At 62.2% G+C, this 19,102-nt stretch carries 19 protein-coding genes; 13 read left to right on the top strand and 6 right to left on the bottom strand.

What is annotated here, in order from left to right; genetic code table 11:
- The first annotated feature begins 240 nt into the window (after positions 1 to 240).
- From KI797_RS19275 to KI797_RS19255, 5 genes are all read left to right on the top strand, one after another.
- A complete protein-coding gene (locus KI797_RS19275; RefSeq protein WP_171273046.1) occupies positions 241 to 564 on the top strand; it encodes a hypothetical protein in 324 nt (107 codons plus the stop codon).
- Between the two features lie 50 nt (positions 565 to 614).
- Entirely contained in the window at positions 615 to 1,046 is a 432-nt protein-coding gene (locus tag KI797_RS19270) for a DUF411 domain-containing protein (RefSeq protein ID WP_005332167.1), read from the top strand.
- 318 nt (positions 1,047 to 1,364) lie between these two features.
- Complete coding sequence (locus KI797_RS19265; protein WP_226170680.1) at positions 1,365 to 3,506, top strand: S9 family peptidase; 2,142 nt, start codon at positions 1,365 to 1,367, stop codon at positions 3,504 to 3,506.
- A gap of 557 nt (positions 3,507 to 4,063) precedes the next feature.
- Positions 4,064 to 5,035 (top strand): TAXI family TRAP transporter solute-binding subunit, encoded by a 972-nt coding sequence (locus KI797_RS19260; RefSeq protein WP_042650028.1) that lies wholly within the window; start codon positions 4,064 to 4,066, stop codon positions 5,033 to 5,035.
- Between the two features lie 98 nt (positions 5,036 to 5,133).
- The gene (locus tag KI797_RS19255; protein ID WP_042650023.1) at positions 5,134 to 7,683 is read left to right on the top strand and encodes a TRAP transporter permease; all 2,550 of its coding nucleotides are present in this window, start codon (positions 5,134 to 5,136) and stop codon (positions 7,681 to 7,683) included.
- Between the two features lie 201 nt (positions 7,684 to 7,884).
- On the opposite strand, the gene KI797_RS19250 is transcribed toward KI797_RS19255, so the two are convergent.
- Positions 7,885 to 8,037: a hypothetical protein gene (locus KI797_RS19250; protein ID WP_081934535.1), complete on the bottom strand. Its 153-nt coding sequence runs from the start codon at positions 8,035 to 8,037 to the stop codon at positions 7,885 to 7,887.
- Positions 8,038 to 8,209: 172 nt separating this feature from the next.
- Between KI797_RS19250 and KI797_RS19245 the strand changes: the two genes are divergently transcribed.
- Positions 8,210 to 8,836: a lysoplasmalogenase gene (locus tag KI797_RS19245; RefSeq protein ID WP_042650024.1), complete on the top strand. Its 627-nt coding sequence runs from the start codon at positions 8,210 to 8,212 to the stop codon at positions 8,834 to 8,836.
- Between the two features lie 56 nt (positions 8,837 to 8,892).
- Here the strand turns inward: KI797_RS19245 and KI797_RS19240 are convergent, their stop codons facing one another.
- Together KI797_RS19240 and KI797_RS19235 are read right to left on the bottom strand one after the other, a co-directional pair.
- Entirely contained in the window at positions 8,893 to 10,446 is a 1,554-nt protein-coding gene (locus KI797_RS19240; RefSeq protein ID WP_226170677.1) for a DHA2 family efflux MFS transporter permease subunit, read from the bottom strand.
- Complete coding sequence (locus KI797_RS19235) at positions 10,446 to 11,498, bottom strand: HlyD family secretion protein (protein WP_226170675.1); 1,053 nt, start codon at positions 11,496 to 11,498, stop codon at positions 10,446 to 10,448. The genes KI797_RS19240 and KI797_RS19235 overlap by 1 nt, the downstream gene beginning before the upstream one ends.
- A 98-nt stretch (positions 11,499 to 11,596) precedes the next feature.
- On the opposite strand from KI797_RS19235, the gene KI797_RS19230 reads away from it, so the two are divergent.
- Together KI797_RS19230 and KI797_RS19225 are read left to right on the top strand one after the other, a co-directional pair.
- On the top strand, positions 11,597 to 12,499 hold the full coding sequence (locus KI797_RS19230) for a LysR family transcriptional regulator (protein WP_005332192.1): 903 nt from the start codon (positions 11,597 to 11,599) through the stop codon (positions 12,497 to 12,499).
- Positions 12,500 to 12,646: 147 nt separating this feature from the next.
- Positions 12,647 to 12,961: a putative signal transducing protein gene (locus KI797_RS19225; RefSeq protein ID WP_025325406.1), complete on the top strand. Its 315-nt coding sequence runs from the start codon at positions 12,647 to 12,649 to the stop codon at positions 12,959 to 12,961.
- A gap of 22 nt (positions 12,962 to 12,983) precedes the next feature.
- Here KI797_RS19225 and KI797_RS19220 read toward each other — a convergent pair whose 3' ends face one another.
- Complete coding sequence (locus KI797_RS19220; protein ID WP_043131292.1) at positions 12,984 to 14,267, bottom strand: dicarboxylate/amino acid:cation symporter; 1,284 nt, start codon at positions 14,265 to 14,267, stop codon at positions 12,984 to 12,986.
- Between the two features lie 206 nt (positions 14,268 to 14,473).
- Between KI797_RS19220 and KI797_RS19215 the strand changes: the two genes are divergently transcribed.
- Both KI797_RS19215 and KI797_RS19210 read left to right on the top strand, forming a co-directional pair.
- Positions 14,474 to 14,719 carry a YecH family metal-binding protein gene (locus KI797_RS19215; RefSeq protein WP_161507648.1) on the top strand — a complete coding sequence of 82 codons (246 nt, stop codon included), beginning with the start codon at positions 14,474 to 14,476 and terminating at the stop codon, positions 14,717 to 14,719.
- A 109-nt stretch (positions 14,720 to 14,828) separates the two neighbouring features.
- Positions 14,829 to 15,428, top strand: coding sequence for a YhgN family NAAT transporter (locus KI797_RS19210; protein ID WP_042650554.1), 600 nt, complete (start codon positions 14,829 to 14,831; stop codon positions 15,426 to 15,428).
- Between the two features lie 30 nt (positions 15,429 to 15,458).
- Here the strand turns inward: KI797_RS19210 and KI797_RS19205 are convergent, their stop codons facing one another.
- Positions 15,459 to 16,463, bottom strand: coding sequence for a LysR substrate-binding domain-containing protein (locus KI797_RS19205; RefSeq protein WP_226170673.1), 1,005 nt, complete (start codon positions 16,461 to 16,463; stop codon positions 15,459 to 15,461).
- Positions 16,464 to 16,744: 281 nt separating this feature from the next.
- Here KI797_RS19205 and tatA point away from each other — a divergent pair, with 281 nt between their 5' ends.
- The 3 genes from tatA (at position 16,745) to KI797_RS19190 (ending at position 18,916) form a co-directional block, all read left to right on the top strand.
- Positions 16,745 to 16,906, top strand: a complete 162-nt coding sequence (gene tatA / locus KI797_RS19200) for a twin-arginine translocase TatA/TatE family subunit (RefSeq protein WP_005323446.1) — start codon at positions 16,745 to 16,747, stop codon at positions 16,904 to 16,906.
- A 14-nt stretch (positions 16,907 to 16,920) separates the two neighbouring features.
- The gene (locus KI797_RS19195) at positions 16,921 to 17,223 is read left to right on the top strand and encodes a YfcZ/YiiS family protein (RefSeq protein WP_042650556.1); all 303 of its coding nucleotides are present in this window, start codon (positions 16,921 to 16,923) and stop codon (positions 17,221 to 17,223) included.
- Positions 17,224 to 17,455: 232 nt separating this feature from the next.
- The gene (locus KI797_RS19190; RefSeq protein ID WP_042650557.1) at positions 17,456 to 18,916 is read left to right on the top strand and encodes an MltF family protein; all 1,461 of its coding nucleotides are present in this window, start codon (positions 17,456 to 17,458) and stop codon (positions 18,914 to 18,916) included.
- 3 nt (positions 18,917 to 18,919) lie between these two features.
- On the opposite strand, the gene KI797_RS19185 is transcribed toward KI797_RS19190, so the two are convergent.
- Positions 18,920 to 19,084: a hypothetical protein gene (locus tag KI797_RS19185; protein ID WP_005323441.1), complete on the bottom strand. Its 165-nt coding sequence runs from the start codon at positions 19,082 to 19,084 to the stop codon at positions 18,920 to 18,922.
- Between the last annotated feature and the right edge of the window lie 18 nt (positions 19,085 to 19,102).

Genomic DNA, 19,102 nt, shown 5'->3' with positions numbered 1-19,102 from the left:
GGACTCGTGTCGGCGAATAAGATGCATCGAATGGCGACGTTATCAAGAAGCGCCCTGAGCCGCCAGTGGTGGACGAGAAGGCCTTGGTAGTACGCACCTCTCTTGGCGCCACGCTGTCAGGGGAGTGTGCCATGGCCTTCGGCCCATCTCACCCTCTTTTGATCTCCCTCAGGTGGCAGGCTTGACCCTCCCCCGGGGCCAGGGGTTACCATAGGCCTCCTTTGATTACTGAGTCATGTCATGGTTTTTACCCGTCGCCAACTCGCTCACGCCCGTCGCTGGCTCCCCCTGTGGAGTCTGGTGCTGGTGTTGATGTCGTTTGGCAGCCGGGCCGCGACCGATCTTTGTACCCTGACGCCCCACTGCAGCCAGAGCGAGCGCACCCTGGAGAAGGCCATGCCCTGTGGCAGCTTCACGTCGGCCCTCGCCATGACGGTGCTGACCGGCGACAGCCTGACGGTGGCCATGCTGGAACCTGACTCCCCGGATTACCTCTCCCCCTCTCTCTATGTTCCGGATGCCCCGAGGGCACGGCTGGAGCGTCCCCCTCGCACACTCGGTTGAGTCGATTTGTCCCCTGTTCATTGGGTATTTCTTCTTATCTGAGGTGAGTTATGTACAAGTCCCTGTTACTGGCCCTGCTGGCCGGTACCATCAGTTTCTCTGCCCTGGCAACGGAGCAGATGACCGTCTATAAATCCAAGTACTGCGGCTGCTGCGAGACCTGGGTCAAGCACATGGAAGATAACGGCTTCGAGGTCAAGGTCGTGGAAACCGAGCAGCTCGATCCCATCAAGCAGCAGCATGGCATCACCCCGCAACTGGCATCCTGCCACACCGGGGTGGTGAATGGTTATGTGGTGGAGGGACATGTGCCCGCTGCCGACGTGCAGAAGATGCTCAAGGAAAAACCGGCGATCCGTGGCCTGACCATTCCGGGCATGCCCCAGAGTGCGCCGGGCATGGACATCCCCGGTCAGCCCTATCAGGTGTTGAGCATCAGTGAGGAGGGCGCGACCACCGTCTGGTCGAGCTATTCCGGCTGACGAACACTGGTCATGAGTCGGCACCACTCCATCATGTGAGGCACACCTGAGCGAACCCGTGTCGTTCATGACCAGAGCTGGAGGGCCACCCTTGTGAGAGGGTGGCCCTTTTTCATGGTTTCGTGCCGAATGTCAGGGGATCACTTGCAACCCAGGGCGACAAGGGGCAGATTGATCGCCACTTTATTTTCTCAGGGGCGATGTTCCGGTTTGCCAGCCTTGATTCCGCACCGGCGGAGCGAGCGGCGGCGGCTTGATCGTCAATTCATGGCGCTCCCCGCGAGCCAGCCTGCCCTGTTACAGCGCAAAGGATGCGACATGTTCATCTTTCCCCGAGGGTTGCTGCTGCTGGCTTGTCTGGTTGCCGTGCCCTGTACCCATGCCAATGAAGAGTCCGTCATGCCCACAAGCGAAACCCCCATCCTGCCCCCTGTGGCCGCCAAGCACCCCCATACCCTGAAAAAGCACGGGGACGTCCGGATCGACAACTATTACTGGCTGCGTGACGACGAGCGGCAGAAGCCCGAGGTGCTGGACTATCTCAAGGCCGAAAACGCTTACACCGAGGCCATGCTCAAGCCGGTCCAGCCGTTGCGTGACCAGCTCTACAAGGAGATGGTGGCCCGCATCCCCCAGCAGGACGAGTCGGTGCCTTATGTGAAGAATGGCTACCGCTATCAGACCCGTTATGAGCCGGGTAAGGAGTACGCCATCTACTCCCGCAGCAAGGTGGGGGAGAAAGACGCCAGCCTGATGCTGGACAGCAACCAGCGCGCCGAAGGCCACGAGTTCTATTCGCTGGGGGCCCTGGAGGTGAGCCGCAACAACCGCTGGCTGGCGGTGGCGGAAGACGTCCTCTCCCGCCGTCAGTACCAGATCCAGTTCCTCGATCTGGAGAGCGGCACCTGGGCCGCCGACAAATTGGAGAACACCTCGGGCAACCTGGTGTGGGCCAACGACAGCAAGACGGTGTTCTATGTGCGCAAGCACCCCAAGACACTGCTGCCCTATCAGGTCTATCGCCACGAGCTGGGCAGCGATCCCGCGAAGGACAAGCTGGTCTACGAGGAGAAGGATGACTCCTTCTATGTGAGCCTCTACGCCACCACCTCGGAAGATTTCATCGTCATCGCCCTCTCCAGCACCACCACCAGCGAGGCGCGCCTCATCGATGCCAACACGCCGGTCCAGGCGCCGCGGCTGTTCCTGCCCCGTCAGGTGGATCACGAATACAGCCTGGATCACTACCGTGGCCGCTTCTATGTGCGCTCCAACAAGGACGGCAAGAACTTCGGCCTCTACGAGACCAGGGAGAGCCCGGTGGATCGCTGGAAGGCGGTGATCGCCCCCAATCCGGACGTGCTGCTGGAGAGCTATGCCCTGTTCAGGGACTGGCTGGTGCTGGAGGAGCGCAGCAAGGGGCTGACCCGGCTGCGCCAGCTCAACTGGCAGAGCGGCGAGCAGAAAGAGATCGCCTTCGACGATCCCGCCTATGTCACCTGGCTCGCCTACAACCCGGAGCCGGACACCAGCGCCCTGCGCTATGGCTACTCCTCCATGACCACGCCCTCATCCACCTATGAACTGGACATGGACAGCGGCAAGCGCACCCTGCTCAAGCAGCAGCCGGTGGCGGGCTTCAAGGCGGATCAGTATGCCAGCGAGCGAGTCTGGGTGACCGCCCGCGACGGTGTGGACGTGCCGGTGTCGCTGGTCTATCGCAAGGATCTGTTCAAGAAGGAGGGCAAGAACCCGCTGCTGGTCTATGGCTACGGTTCCTACGGCGCCAGCATGGATCCCGACTTCAGCAGCTCACGCCTGAGCCTGCTGGACAGAGGCTTCGTCTATGCCATCGCCCATATCCGGGGTGGCGAGGAGCTGGGGCGTCCCTGGTATGAAGATGGCAAACTATTGAAGAAACAGAATACCTTCCACGACTTCATCGACGTGACCGAGGCGCTGGTGGCCCAGGGTTATGGCGCCAGGGATCAGGTCTACGCCATGGGCGGCAGCGCCGGCGGCCTGCTGATGGGGGCCGTCATCAATCAGGCACCCCAGCTCTATCGCGGCGTGGTCGCCCAGGTACCCTTCGTCGACGTGGTCACCACCATGCTGGACGAGTCCATTCCCCTTACTACCGGGGAGTACGACGAATGGGGCAACCCGAACCAGAAGCGCTACTACGACTACATGAAGAGCTACAGCCCCTACGATCAGGTCAAGGCGCAAGCCTACCCCAACCTACTGGTCACCACCGGGCTGCACGACTCCCAGGTGCAGTATTGGGAGCCCGCCAAATGGGTTGCCAAGCTGCGGGAGCTGAAGACGGATAACAACCAGCTGTTGCTCAGCACCGACATGGACGCCGGCCACGGCGGCAAGTCGGGGCGTTTCAAGGCTTACGAAGACATCGCTCTGGAGTTCGCCTTTATCCTGGAGCTGGCCGGTAGCAAGGCGTGATCGTCAGGGGTAGATGAAAACGAGTTGTAACAGAACCCCGGTCAGGCCGTCGGTGACGACGGTCGATCGGGGTTCCTGCATCTTGGCGATATAGACGTCATCAAGATGGTATTCATGCTGGATATGGCCGTTATTTCGATATAACGAACCAAGATGCTAGCCCTTGCCAGCAAAGGGTTACAAAAGACTCTGGCTGCTTTTTTATTGCTTCCATTCACCGGCTCATGTAATTAATCTTCGGCAGAGAAATAAATGATCCGCTTCAAAATTCTCGCTATTTAAATCCGCCATTTTGCTGTTTTGTTTGATTTATGTTGGCGCTATGTGCTTAATCAGGGGCGTTAAATCTTTTGAACTGACCAGGTTGTGGTCAGATCACCTCCGATCGGCATGACGCTGATTATCTCACCGCAGGATGATGGTGGCTTCTGGAAGGGCGCTCGCCGCTTGACCATTTCCTCGTACGAGGCTGTATAGGCAGACCCAGTCTTGATGCGGGTCCGTCTCATATTCACCCGGGAATCGGGTGAGATAAATCAATGAAAAGGATGAAGAACATGAAAGGATTATCCTTGGCGTGCGCCCTGTCGGCGGCCCTGGTCGGTGCTACTTTCGGTGGTCCGCTGCAAGCGCAGGAGCGCTTCGTGACCATAGGCACCGGTGGTCAGACCGGCGTCTACTACGTGGCGGGCCAGTCCATTTGTCGTTTCCTCAATCGCGGCGCCGCCGATCACCAGATCAAGTGCAATGCGCCGGCCAGTGGCGGTGGTGTGGCCAACGTCAACGGCATCCGCAGCGGTGAGTTCAACTTCGGCATCATGCAGTCCGACCACCAGTACAAGGCGATGAAGGGACTGCCTCCCTTCCAGGCCGAGGGGGCCATGGATGACATCCGCGCCGTCTTCTCCCTGCAGAGCGAAGTGTTCACCATTCTCGCCCGCCGCGACGCCAAGATCGCCGGCTTCGATGACCTGAAGGGCAAGCGCGTCAACATCGGCAACCCGGGCTCCGGCCAGCGTGACACCATGGAAGAGATCATGGCGGTCAAGGGCTGGAAGAAGAGCGACTTCGGCCTGGTCTCCGAGCTGAAGCCGGCCGAGCAGGCCTCCGCTCTGGGTGACAACAACATCGACGCCATGAGCTACTTCGTCGGTCACCCGAATGGTGCCATCCAGGAAGCGTCCACCACCACGGATGCCGTACTGGTGCCCGTGACCGGTGCCGACATCGACAAGCTGCTGGCCGAGAAGAGCTACTACACCAAGGCCGAGATCCCGGGTGGCATCTACAAGGGCAGCGACAAGCCGACCCCGTCCATCGGTGGCAAGGCGGTGCTCTCCACCAGTGCCAAGGCCGATCCGGAAGTGGTCTACCAGCTGGTGAAGTCGGTGTTCGACAACCTGGACCGCTTCAAGCGTTTGCATCCGGCCTTTGCCGACCTGAAAGAGGCCGACATGATCAAGGTGGGTCTCTCCGCGCCCCTGCATGAAGGTGCCGTACGCTACTACAAAGAGCGTGGCTGGCTCTGATTGAAGGCCTGCCGGCCTTCCATCGTTCTCTTCGACACCCGCCTGCCACACCGGCAGCGGGTGTCGTGTCGTTGTACTCGCAGGCAAAAGTTAACCCTATGCAAGAAAAACAACTCTCTACCGAGGAACTGATCGCCCAGGATGTGGGCGCCCGGCTACCGCTGGGTCTCATGGGCTGGCTGATCACCGGGCTGGCGCTGGCCTGGTCTCTGTTCCAGCTCTGGATCGCCTCGCCGCTCCCCTTCATTTTCGGGGTCGGCGTACTCAATGACACCGAAACCCGTGCCATTCACCTGACCTTCGCCCTGCTGCTGGCCTATCTGGTGTTTCCGGCCTTCCGGCGTTCCCCCAGAGACAGGGTACCGCTCGGCGACATCGCTTTCGGTCTGATCGCCGCCAGTGCGGCCGCTTATCTCTTTGTCATGTATGAGGCCCTGGCCCAGCGTCCCGGCAACCTCACCACCGCCGATCTGGTCACCGCCTGCATCGGCATCCCGCTGCTGCTGGAGGCGGCTCGCCGCGCCCTGGGCCCGGCCCTGGCGGTGATCGCCCTGGTGTTTCTCGCCTACAGCCTGGCTGGCCCCTGGATGCCGGGGCTGCTGGCTCACCGCGGGGTGAGCTTCACCGCGTTGGCGAACCACCAGTGGATCACCACCGAGGGGGTGTTCGGCATCGCCCTGGGGGTCTCCACCAGTTTCGTGTTCCTGTTCGTGCTGTTCGGCGCCCTGCTGGAGCGGGCCGGTGCCGGGCACTACTTTATCCAGCTGGCCTTCAGCCTGCTCGGTCACCTGCGTGGTGGCCCGGCCAAGGCGGCCGTGGTGGCCTCGGCCCTGACCGGTGTCATCTCCGGCTCCTCCATCGCCAACGTGGTCACCACGGGCACCTTCACCATTCCCATGATGAAGCGGGTCGGTTTCTCCAAGGAGAAGGCGGGGGCGGTCGAGGTGGCCTCTTCGGTCAACGGCCAGATCATGCCCCCCGTGATGGGGGCGGCGGCCTTCCTGATGGTGGAGTATGTGGGCATTCCCTACGTGGAGATCATCAAGCACGCCTTCCTGCCGGCAGCCATCTCCTATATCGCGCTGCTCTACATCGTCCACCTGGAAGCGCTCAAGCTCGGCATGGAGCCCATCGGTGGCCATCAACCCAAGCCCTGGCTGCGTCGCCTGACTGGCTTCGCCTTCGGTGCCACCCTCATCAGCGGTCTGTCGATGGCGGTCTACTACGGCTTGGGCTGGCTCAAGCCGGCGCTGGGAGACTATGCCCTTCCCGGGATCGCCCTGCTGCTGGCGGCCGTCTATCTGGGCCTGCTGAAGATAGCGGCCAGCAATGCGCCGCTGCCCGCTGAGGATCCGGACCAGCCGCTGACCGAGCTGCCCAATACCCGTGCCGTGCTGCTCTCCGGCCTGCACTTCCTGCTGCCGGTGGTGGTACTGGTATGGTGCCTGATGGTGGAGCGCCTCTCGCCCGGGCTGTCGGCCTTCTGGGGCACCGTCATGCTGGTGATCATCCTGCTGACCCAGCGGCCGCTGCTGAACTGGCTGCGCACCGACGGCAAGCATGACTACGGCTCGACTCGTGATGGTCTGGTGGACTTGAAGGAAGGTCTGGTGGCCGGTGCCCGCAACATGATCGGCATCGGTATCGCCACCGCCACCGCCGGCATCATAGTCGGTGCCGTCTCCCAGACCGGGGTCGGCCTGGTGCTGGCAGATCTGGTAGAGATGCTCTCCATGGGCAACCTGCTGCTGATGCTGCTCCTTACCGCCCTGCTGAGCCTGATCCTCGGCATGGGGCTGCCCACCACCGCCAATTACATCGTGGTGTCCAGCCTGCTGGCCCCCGTGGTGGTGACGCTCGGGCAGCAGAACGGCCTCATCGTGCCGCTCATCGCGGTCCATCTGTTCGTGTTCTATTTCGGCATCATGGCGGATGTGACCCCGCCGGTGGGACTGGCTTCGTTCGCGGCGGCCGCCGTCTCCAAGGGGGATCCCATCAAGACCGGGATCACCGCCTTCTACTACAGCCTGCGCACCGCGGCGCTTCCGTTCCTGTTCATCTTCAACACCGATCTGCTGCTGATCGACGTGGACTTCGCCCACGGCGTGCTGATCTTCGTGGTGGCCACCGTCGCCATGCTGATCTTCGCCGCCGCCACCCAGGGCTGGTTCCTGGTGAAGAGTCGCTGGTACGAAAACGTGCTGCTGCTGCTGGTGGCCTTCACCCTGTTCCGTCCCGGTTTCTGGATGGATATGGTGCACGATCCCTATCGTGAGACTCCCCCAGCCCAACTGGCCCAGACCCTGGGCGAGGTGGAAGCGGAGAGTACGCTGCGACTGCGGATCCAGGGGGAGGATGCGGTGGGCAAGCTGCGTCAGTCCACCGTGCTGCTGGCGGTACCTGCCGGAGCCAATGGGGAAGAGAAATTGGCCAGTCTGGGGCTGACCCTGTACGAGCAGGATGGCAAGACCCTGATCGACAACGTCACCTTCGGCAGTCCGGCGGCGGCGGCCGGCATGGAGTTTGACCAGGAGATCCTTGTCGTCAAGGCCCCAACCGAACGCTGGCACAAGGAGCTGATGTGGTTGCCTGGCTTCCTGCTGTTCGGGGTCGTGGTCTGGCTGCAACGCCGGCGGGCCACTCGCTGATAACTCCTCATCCAATAAAAACGGCGCCTTCGGGCGCCGTTTTCAATACCGTGGGCATGATGCCAGGAGGGTTAGTGTGACTGGGTCTGTTTCTGCAGCAGGATCAGGCTCTGCTGTTCTTGCTGACTCAGACCAGGCTGCTCACAGGCTTGTTCGACGTTGCCCTCCGGATGGCACATCATGATGTCCATGCCGGGCGGATTAGTTTGATTGAGTCTGTTTCTGCAGCAGGATCAGGCTCTGCTGTTCTTGCTGACTCAGACCAAGCTGCTCACAGGCTTGTTCGAAGCTGATCCCCAGATGGCACATCATGATATCGATGGCGGGCAGGTAGTTGGTCATTGCGTCTTCCATGGTGATCCTCCAGAGCTGTCTCTTATGCCCGAGCCGCGAGCAGGGGGCAATTAGACTTTAGGTGTAGGGTGTCATCTGCTTCGCCCCCTGCCACTGGGCGGGGGAATTTGCTACTCTTGCGTGCACTAAAGAGGTTGCCGTGTGAGTGCGAGCAATCGGTGAGGAGCAGGGCATGTTATTGAGTTTCTTGATCATCGCATCTGGCTGGTGGCACATCCGCGCGGCTTATGGCTCAGACTCCCGTCAGTTTTACATCAGCAAGCCGCTGACCATGCTGTTCATCATCGCATTGGCATTCGGTTACCAGAGTGACGATCACAACGGCTCCCATGCCTGGATCCTGCTCGGCCTCTGTCTGTCGCTGGCCGGTGACGTGCTGTTGATGCTGCCAAGGGATCGCTTCATTCAGGGGCTGGCGGCATTTTTTGTCGCCCACCTCTGCTACATCGTCGGCTTTGCCCAGGGCCCTCTGGTGCTGAAGCTGATCGACGGCCTGCTGCTGTTGCTGGTGGCCGGCATGGTGTTCGGCTTGTTGTGGGGCAGGCTCGGCGAGATGAAGATCCCCGTCTTCTGCTACATGCTGGTGATCATCGCCATGGCCTGGGTGGCCGCCGGGGCCTGGCACGCCTCCCTCACCGCGGGCAGTGCCGCCGCCCTGGTGGGGGCACTGATGTTCCTCTTCTCCGACAGCATGCTGGCCCTCGATCGCTTCCGCCGCCCCTTCCCCCATGCCACGGCCTGGATCATGAGCAGCTACTTCGCCGCCCAGTTCCTGATCGCCGCCTCTCTCGCGGGATAAGCAGGCTTCGTCGACCATAAAGAAACGGGCCGCGCGGCCCGTTTCTGGTTTCTGGATTACGCCTCCAGTGGTTCTGCATCCGCCGCTCTGGGCGCCGGCTGCCTGAGCAGCAGCATCAGGGCGCTGGCGATGAGCAGGAAGACGCCCATCACGTAGAACACCTGGTTGTAGGCCATGATGGCGGCCTCCCGGTTGATGGTGTTCGACAGCATGGCCTGGGCCTGCTGCTGCGCCAGCGCCGGATCCGAGCCTTGCGCCATCATGGTCTGGGCCAGCTGCAACAGGTAGCTTTGCCCCTCGATGCTGGTGGCGGCCAGGGTGCTGCCGATCTGACTGGCATGGATGCGGGTGTCGTTGTCGATCAGGGTGGCGATGATGGCGATGCCGAAGGCACCCCCGAGGTTGCGCAGCACGTTGAGCAGGGTGGAGGAGGAGGGGATCTCCTCCGGGGTCAGGCTGGCGGTCGCCACCAGAGAGAGCGGCACCATGATGAAGGGCTGGCCCAGGGCCCGCACGATCAGCGACTGGATCAGCTGGGGACCGGCGTAGTCGGCACTCATGTTCATGTTCATGAAGCAGCTGATGGCAAATACCAGAAAACCGAAGCTCACCAGGTAGCGTGGATCTATCCGGGTGACCAGCCTGGGCACCAGGGGCAGCACCAGCAACTGGGGCAGGCCCATCCACATCAGCACCTCACCTATCTCAAGGGCGTTGTAGTTGTGGATCTGCGCCATGTAGAGCGGCAGCACATAGATGGAGCCCATCAGCGCTATGCCGAGCACCAGGTAGGCGAAGCAGGCCAGAGCGAAGCGCGGGCTGTGCAGCAGTCGCAGATTGACCAGCGGGTGGCGGCGCAGCAACTGGCTGATGACGAAGAACACCAGGGCCACCACAGAGATGACGGTGAGCCGCACGATGAAGCTCGAGCCGAACCAGTCCTCCCGATTGCCCTCCTCCAGCACCACCTCCAGCAGACCCAGCCCCACCGCCATAGTGAGGATGCCGACCAGATCCACCCGTTTTATCACCTCCCAGTCAACTGGCTTCCTGTCCAGACCGTGGGCCAGCATGGCCATCACCAGCAGGCCGGGGGGCACGTTCAGGTAGAAGATATAGTGCCAGGAGAGCTGCTCCGTCAGCCAGCCGCCCAGGGTCGGGCCTATGGCGGGGGCGAAGGTGGCGCACAGGCCGAACAGCGCCATGCCGGTGGCCCGCTTGTGCAGCGGCAACAGGCTGACGATGAGGGAGAAGGCCATGGGGATCAGCGCCCCGCCGGTGAAACCCTGCAGCGCCCGGAAGACGATCATGCTGGTGAGGTTCCAGCTGAACGAGCAGAGCACGGAGGCGACGATGAAGGCCCCCGTGGTCCATAGCAGGTAGCGGCGCACGCTCAGGCCCCGGCTGAGCCAGCCGCTGAGGGGGATGGCGATCATCTCCGCCACCAGGTAGGAGGTGGAGATCCAGGAGCTCTCGCTCAGGGTGGCCGACAGGGCGCCCTGAATGTCCTTCAGGGAGGCGTTGGTGATCTGGATGTCGAGGATGGCCATGAAGGCGCCGATGAGGCCCCCCATGACCGCGATCCAGTTGCGACGTGGAATGGGTTCCATCAGTGGGCGGCGACCACGGGCTCAGGGGTACGGGTGTCGACGATCACCTCGCTGGAGAGGCCCGGCAGCAGCTTGCCTGCCAGTGCACCCGGCTCGGGGATGCGGATCTTGACCGGCACCCGTTGCACAATCTTGGTGAAGTTGCCGGTGGCATTCTCCGGCGGCAGCAGGGCGAATTTGGCGCCGGTGGCGGGGGCCAGGCTGTCGATGATCCCCTCGACCGGCTGATCCGGATAGGCATCCAGGATCACCTCCACGCGCTGGCCCGGTTGCATGTGCTGCAGCTGGGTCTCCTTGAAATTCGCCTCGACCCACACCTGTTGCAGCGGTACCAGGCTGGCCACCTGCATGCCGGACTGCACATAGAGCCCTTCCCGCAGGCTGCGCTTGCCGATGATGCCGTCGGCCGGTGCCCGCAGCTCTGTGTAGCCGAGTTCCAGTCTGGCCTGTTCGAGCTGGGCTTCACTCAGTGCCAGCCTGGCCTGGTTCTGCTTGGCTTCGGCGTCCAGCACCAGCAGCCGCTCACGAGCGGCCTGCAGGGCGGCTCTGGCCTCCTGCTCCTGGGCCTGAGTGACCTGCAGACCGGCTCGCACCTCGTCCAGGCTGTCCTGGGAGCTGTAGTGGCGCTGATTGAGCTGGCTGACGCGGCGCACCTGCTGCTGGGCCCGTACCTGCTCGGCATTGGCCGAGGCGACCCTGGCTTCCGCCTGACGGATCAGGCTCAGCTGCTGGGTGCGGGTAGCGGCCAGGTTCTCCGCCGTCGCCTGATTGAGGTGCAGGTCGGCCTCGGCCTCGAGCACCCGGGTTTTGTACTCCCGGTCGTCCAGCCTGGCGATGAGCTGGCCGGCCTTGACCTCCTGGTTGTCGGTCACCAGCACCTCGCCGATGTAGCCGGGCAGCTTGGAGCCGATACCGGTCACCTCGCTCTGCAGATAGGCGTTGTCGGTGCTCTCGAAATGGCGGCCGTGCAGATACCAGTAAGCGGCAAACAACATGCCGAGCAGGGCCAGCAGCAGGGCTGCCAGCAGGGGGATCTTCTTGTGTTGACTCATGATATGGGTTTTTCCTGAACTGTGGCGCGCAGGCTAACATCGTGTCACTGTTTCGATTAGTATCCATTCATGAGATATACAGTTTCACTGGTGAGACAATGGACCTGAACGCGGCCTTGATTCTGGTGCGCATCGTCGACAAGGGCTCCTTCACCGCGGCGGCCCAGGAGCTGGGCATGACCAAGGCGACGGTGAGCCGCCGCATCGCCGATCTGGAGCAGCACCTCGGCGTGCGGCTGCTCTATCGCTCCACCCGCCAGCTCACCCTGACCGAAGCGGGGGAGCAGTATTACCTGCGCTGCAGCAAGGCGGTGGAGGAGCTGGCCCAGGCCGAACTGATGCTGAGCGCCAGTCAGCAGGAGGTGACGGGGACGCTCAAGCTGGCGGTCCCCATCGAGACGGGGCAACTGGTGGTTGGCCGGCTGGTGGCCCACTTTCTGCAGGCCTATCCTGGGCTGAGAGTGGATCTGGAGCTGACCAACCGCATCGTGGATCCCATCAGCGAGGGGCTGGATGCCATAGTGCGAATAGGCGACATGAGCGACTCCAGTCTGGCGGCGCGGCGCCTGTGGAGCACGGGACGCCTGCTCTGCGCCAGCCCCGAGTATCTGGCGCGCAGCCCGGCGATCGCCCGGCCCGAGGATCTGGTACGCCATGAGCGGGTCGCGGTGAGCAGCGGTTTTCTCGCCTCACACTGGTGTTTTGAGCGGGATGGCCGGGAAGTGCTGGTGGATCCGCCGTCCCGTTTTCAGGTCAACAACATCACCTGTGCCAGAGAGGCGGCGAAGGCCGGGCTGGGGCTCGCCTCCCTGCCCGCCATGTTGTGCCATGATGAGCTGGCCAACGGCTCCCTGGTGGCTCTGCTGCCGGACTGGCAGCAGCCCAAGGTGCCCATCTATCTGTTGTTTCCCGAGCGGCGGCTGATGCCGCGCAAGTTAAGGGTGTTTATCGATTTTCTGGTGGCCAATGGCCCGGCTTACGGCATCGACAATCTGCTGTGAGCGGCATGGCCGGACATATGAAAATGGCCATTAACCTGAGTACCGGTGGAGGACAGCCACGGCGCAGTGGCTTCGAAGCCGGTATCGAGGGGTCCACCCTCTGGGGACGGGTCGATGATCAGGCAGGCTGTTGTGAGGAGAGGATATATGGAGCAGTGGATTAACTTGTATCGGGCCTCTCACTCCCTGGAGGCGCACGCCTTGAAGGGGGCGTTAGAGGTCGAAGGGGTCAGAGTTCGCCTCAGTGGAGAGGGGCTCTCGGGGGCGCTGGGGGAGTTGCCCGTGGATCTGCTGCAGGTGACCCTGATGGTGTGCGAGCAGGATCGCCGACGGGCGGGCAGGATCATCGAGCGCTACCAGCAGCGCCAGGGCAATGGCTGGCTGTGCGGCCAGTGCGGGGAGGAGAACGGCGCCAACTTCGATATCTGCTGGCGCTGCCATCACGATCCCCAGGATCACTGAGAGCTTCCCCTTCTCCCGTCCCTCAGCGCAGGGTGAAGTCGATGTCCTCACCCGCGCTGGCATCGTGATAGATCGCCAGATCCAGCTCCTTCTCGCTGCGGGCGATCAGCACTGACACCAGGATGTCGCCGGAGACGTTGACAGTGGTGCGGGCCATGTCGAGGATCCTGTCTATTCCGGCGATCAGCGCCACCCCTTCCAGCGGCAATCCCACCGCAGTCAGCGTCAGGGTCAGCAGCATGAGCCCGGTGCCCGGCGTGCCGGCGGTGCCTATGCTGGCCAGGGTGGCGATGCTGATGATGGTCAGGTAGTCCACCACGTGCAGATCCACGCCGAACGCCTGGGCCACGAACAGCGCCGTCACCCCCTGATAGAGCGCGGTGCCATCCATGTTGATGGTGGCGCCGATGGGCAGCACCTTGGCGGTGATGGCGGGGGAGACCCCCAGCCGGCGCTCGGCGCAGGCCAGGCTGATGGGCAGGGTGCTGCTGCTTGAGCTGCTGGTGAAGGCCACCGCCTGGGCGTCGACGATGCTCTTGAAGTAGTGCAGCGGATTGAGGCGGGCCAGCAGGATCAGCAGGCTGCTGTAGACCCCGAGCACATGCAGCAGGCAGCCGAGGTAGACGGCGCCGATCACCTTGAGCAGGGGCAGCAGCAGGCTCACCCCGTATTTGCCCGTCATCCAGGCCATCAGGGCGCAGACGCCATAGGGGGCCAGCGCCATCACCATCTGGGTCAGCTTGAACATCCCCTCCGCCAGGGAGGTGAAGAACAGAATGGCGGGGCGGCCACGCCGCCCGGTGGCATTGAGGGCCAGGGCGAGGGCCACTGCAAACACGATCACCTGCAGGATCTTGCCATCCACCATGGCTTGCACCGGGTTGTGGGGCACCAGATGACTCAGCACGCTGGCCAGGGTCGGTTGCACCATCACGCCGGTCCGCTCGTAGGGTCCCATATTGGCACCCATGCCGGGTTCCAGCAGCCAGCCCATCACCAGGCCGATGCATATGGCGACGGCGGTGGAGCAGAGGTAGAGACCTATGGCCTTGCCGGCGATCCGGTCGAGGGTCTTGCCCTTGAGCAGGGCGGTGAGACCGGCGATGACGGAGCAGAAGATGAGAGGCACCATCAGCATCTGTATGGTGTTCACGAACAGGACGCCGATGGGTTTGAGCAGCAGTGCCTGCTCGCTGAAGCCGAGCCCGAGCCCGATCCCGGTCAGCATGCCGAGCAGGGTCTTCAACCAGAGTGGGCGGCGGGTCCAGATCCGCCAGGGCTTGAAGACCAATCCATGGAACAGCATGACGCCAATGTCCTTATTTTCTGTCTGCGATGGCAAAGGGGCGCTAGTGTAGCCATCCCCCGATCAGGTTGCCACATTATCGACAAAGCGATGCTCCCGGCCAGCCTGGGGGCGCTAAAAAAGGCGTTTTGTTGGCTTACATCAAGATCGGGAGACGGGGTTCAGGCTCTAATTGACATCTGACATGATGATTAAAGAGGTTTGAGATGTCCCAGTCGATACACGGTCACGAAGTAATGGAGATGATGCTGGAAGAGGGGGGCCATTTTACCCGGGCCAGCCTCAAGGAGGCGATTGAGGCGCACTTTGGCGCCGATGCCCGTTTCCATACCTGCAGCGCGAGCGAGATGGATGTGGCGGCGCTGATCGACTTTCTGGCCAAACGCGGCAAGTTCATCGAGTCCGAACAGGGCTTCCAGACCCGGGCCGACAAGATCTGCAACCACGGCTGATCCCGCGGCGAGCGCACCGGGGCGCTCGCCGAATCCCGTCTCCTTTGTTATATTTCGCCCTCTCCCCCCTCTGTTAAAGGCTTGGCCTGGGCAACGCCCGGGAACCTGTATGGATACGTTCTCCGCTGCCGTCATGTTGTTTCTGATCATGGATCCGCTGGGCAACCTGCCGGTCTTCCTCTCCATCCTGCGCCATGTCGATCCCAAGCGGCGGCGCAAGGTGATGATCCGCGAGCTGCTGTTCTCCTTAGGCATCATGCTGGGCTTCCTGTTTGCCGGTCAGCAGATCCTGAGCTTCCTGAACCTGCGTCAGGAGGCGGTCAGCATCGCCGGGGGCATCATCTTGTTCCTCATCGCCATCAAGATGATCTTCCCTAGCCCCGGTGGCGTGACCGGGCTGGCGGCGGGGGAGGAGCCCTTCCTGGTGCCCATGGCCATTCCCATGATAGCGGGCCCCTCCATCCTGGCCTCCCTGCTGCTGTTGGCGAACCAGGAGCCGACCCGGATGGCGGACTGGTCCCTGGCCTTGCTGATGGCCTGGGGCGCCAGCGCTGTGATACTGATGTTCTACGAGCTGTTCAACAAGCTGCTGGGTGAGCGAGGACTCACCGCCGTGGAGCGGCTGATGGGTATGCTGCTGGTGATGATCTCGGTGCAGATGCTGCTGGATGGCGTGCACCACTATCTGGCGGTGACGGGCAAGGGGTAAGAAGAAAGGGGCTGCCAGGCAGCCCCTTTCTTATTGTGCGTCCATGACGGCCAGCGCCTCGTCCGCGCGGAACGGGTCGCCGGGCGGGCTCTCCAGCTTGCCCATGATGAGGGCGAGCAGGGTCTCCCGCAGCCAGCGGTGTCCCGGATCCTCCTCGTGGCGCTGATGCCAGATGAGCAGGTGGGAGATGCTGTCGAGGGCGATGGGCAGCGGCAGCGGCACCAGCGGATAGACCTGGGTCGCGTGACGGGCATAGAGCCGGGAGAGGGTCACTATCATGTCCGAGTGCATGCCCATGCGCAGCGCCGCCTCGAAGGAGGGCACGGTCGCCTCGATACGGCGATAGAGATCCTGCTCCGCCAGCTTGTGATCCAGCATCCAGCGGTCGCGCCCCTCGCAATAGGTCTGCACGTGGGGATAGGCCAGGTAGCGGGGGAGATCCCACTCGGGTTCGCGCAGCGCCGGATGATCCCGCTGTACCAGACAGGTGAGATCATCGATGGCGAGCAGTCGCTGGCAGATGGCATTGGGCAGGGTATCCAGCCTGAAATCCGAATTGATGCAGTTCTCACGCACCGTGAAGGCGATGTCCACTTGACCCTGGCTCATCTCGGTCAGGCTGTGCTCTGTCCACTCCTCGTAACGCAGCCGGATCCCCGGTGCCTGACGCTTTAGCTCGCTGAGGTAGAGCGGTGCGAACAGGGTGAAGGCGCTGTCCATGCTGGCGATGACGAACTCCCGCTCGGTGCTGACGGGATCGAAGGCGGGGGGCTGGATCAGGTTGTCCAGCGACAGCAGTATGGGTTGCAACTGCTGCTGCAGATCGAGGGCGCGCGGGGTGGGGTCCAGCCCGTAGGCTGAACGGACGAACAGGGGGTCGTCGAAGGTTTCCCGCAGACGGCCTAGCGCCTTGCTGACGGCCGACTGACTCAGATGCAGGCGACGGGCAGCCCGGCTGCCATTGCGCTCCTCCAGCAAGACTTGCAGGATAATCAACAGATTAAGGTCTATGCGCCCGAGCTGTTCCAGCAACATGATATGAATCCTCTTCAATTCTTAGATGAATTTATACCATTTGTTTTCATATCTTGGCGACCCTATGCTCGAACTGTCTCTCGCCTTCATGGCGGCTGGTACAGGATGTAGCGGTTGAGGGGACAAGTAGCACCGACTCATACGGCGGCCAAAGGCCGCCGTATCTTTTTATGTCTTTTGACGATTTTCCTGCCAACTTGCGCCTGCCTTGATTTTGCCCAACAATCGTTGCGCCTTCTTTTGATACAAACAACGGGTATCTATCTGTCAGGAGTCGCCCTATGGGACTTGGTGGAATTCATATCTGGCATCTGTTGATCCTGCTGGTGGTCGTCGTCGTGGTGTTTGGCAGCAAACGCCTGGCCGGCGCCGGTGAGGATCTGGGCACCGCCATCAGGGATTTTCGTAAAGCCTTGCGTGACGATGAAGTACATCCGAAATGAGTAGGAGTGGAAGTATGTCTGTAGACGAAAAAGTGGAATTGAATGAAACCTGCGACAGCTGCGGCTGTTTCGCCGAGATCGGCACCATCATAGGTGAAGGCGACGATGTGATGGAGCTGGTGATCGAGGCTGCGGCAGAAGCCGACGCCCGTGCCAAGCTGGCAGCCTATGAGGCGCTGGCCAAGCAGGTGACCGCCGAAGCCGTGATCGACAGCGAACTGACCCAGGGCGCAGACGGCGTGATCCTGAAGGCCCGCCTGCAATTCACCTGCACCGCCGAGAAGCTGATTTTCGAGATGCGTGCCCGCTCTATCTGAGCCCCTGATGAGACGGCAGGCTTGCCTGCCGTATTGCGTTGCCCCTCGCCTTTTCCCTCTCTTTGCGTTGTATAGTGAGTTATCCCACGGACGTTCCGGTTCCAGTCCGGCACGCGTCGCTCTGGTGCAGAGGGGTGACCTGATACCCTGATGGCACTCTGTCATCTGTTCCAGGCCTTGTCTTGGCGGGGAATCATCCGGCTCGAGTCGACCCACAGAAGGTGACTACATCATGATGCGATGGCTTTGGGCCCTGCTGGTCTTCTGTTCTCTCCCGCTGCTGGCGGCGGATCTCGGTTCCCAGCCTGGTGATGCCCCTTCGCGCGCCGCGGACGTCAAACCCAAACTCCTGCCCCAACCCGGGGATCTCGAACACATACTGCAAAAGAAGGAACTCAGGGCCCTGGTGGTCTATGAACGGGGCTTCTTCTTCTTCGACAAGGGTGCCCAGTACGGCATCCTGGTCAATCAACTGCAAGGCTTCGAGCGCTGGTTGAACCAGACCTATCTCGCCAGGGAGAAGCTCAAGCTCAAGATCATCTACATACCGGTGCGTCAGGACAAGTTGCTGGACTATCTCACCGAGGGGCGGGGGGATCTGGTGGCGGCCAACCTGACGGTGACGCCGACCCGGCGCGAGCAGGTCACCTTCTCCCAGCCGCTCATCTCGCCCATCGAGGAGTGGGTGGTGAGCCAGCGGGAGCTGACGGGCTTCAACCGCATCACCCAGCTCTCCGGTCGGCGGATCTGGGTACGGGCCAGCTCCAGTTATTACGAGAGCCTGCATCAGCTCAACTGGCTGTTCCGCGAGCTGGGGCTGCCCCCCGTCTACATAGAGACGGTGCCCGAGTACCTGCAGGACGGGGATCTGCTGGAGATGGTGGCGGCCGGCATCATACCGCTGACCGTCACCGACAGCTTCAAGGGACGGATCTGGCTCGACATGATAGGGGGCCTCAAGGCCCACAAGCTGATCCCGCTGCGGGACAAGGGACGCAGTGCCTGGGCGCTGCGCAACAACAGCCCCGAACTGCTCAAGGCGGTGAACGCCTATATCTCGGAGTCGAGCAAACGCACCCTCTACAGCGACATGACCCTGCGCCGCCTGATGGCCCAGAGTGACCAGATGAGCAACATACTGGCACCGGATCCCCTGGGGCGGCTGTCGACCATCCGCAAGGTGCTGGAAGCCCAGGCCGACAAATATCAGCTCGACTGGCTGATGCTGGCGGCGCTGGCCTACAAGGAGTCGGGGCTCAACCCCAATGTCCGCTCCCACCGCGGGGCGGTCGGCATCATGCAACTGCTGCCGAGCACGGGGGGCGAGGTGGGGATCCGCGGTGCCAGGCTCACCAGCCTGGAAGGCAATGTGGAGGCGGCCTGCCGTTACATGCGGCTCATTCTCGATACCTACTTCAACGATCCCGGGATGGACAGGCTCAACCGCCACCTGTTCGCCCTGGCGGCCTACAATGCGGGCCCGAACCGAGTGCAGGCGCTGCAGGCCAGGGCGAGGGAGAGGGGGCTGGACCCGAACGTCTGGTTTGGCAACGTGGAGCAGCTGGTGGCCAACGAGGTCGGCCAGGGGCCCATCAACTACGTCGGCACCATCTACAAGTATTACGTAGCCTACCGCTTCAGCCTGCCCCAGCTGGAGGGCAAGTCCGAGGCCATAGAGGCGGCGCAACCCTGAGTGTCAGTGCCGGTCGGAAAGGCCATCCTCACGCGCAAGGGGGAGGGTCTCCCAGCCCTGATCCCGGTGCTGCTGGTACCAGGGGGTCAGCAGCCTGGCGGGAGTGGGATCCGGCTGGCTGGCCTGTGGTCGCTGGCTGAGGGAGGGGTGGTCGCGCAGTTCCATCATCGACTCCTTGACATGCTG

This window comes from Aeromonas media, from assembly GCF_020423125.1.
Taxonomy (GTDB): domain Bacteria; phylum Pseudomonadota; class Gammaproteobacteria; order Enterobacterales; family Aeromonadaceae; genus Aeromonas; species Aeromonas media.
This window is presented reverse-complemented; position numbering and strand designations above follow the sequence as displayed.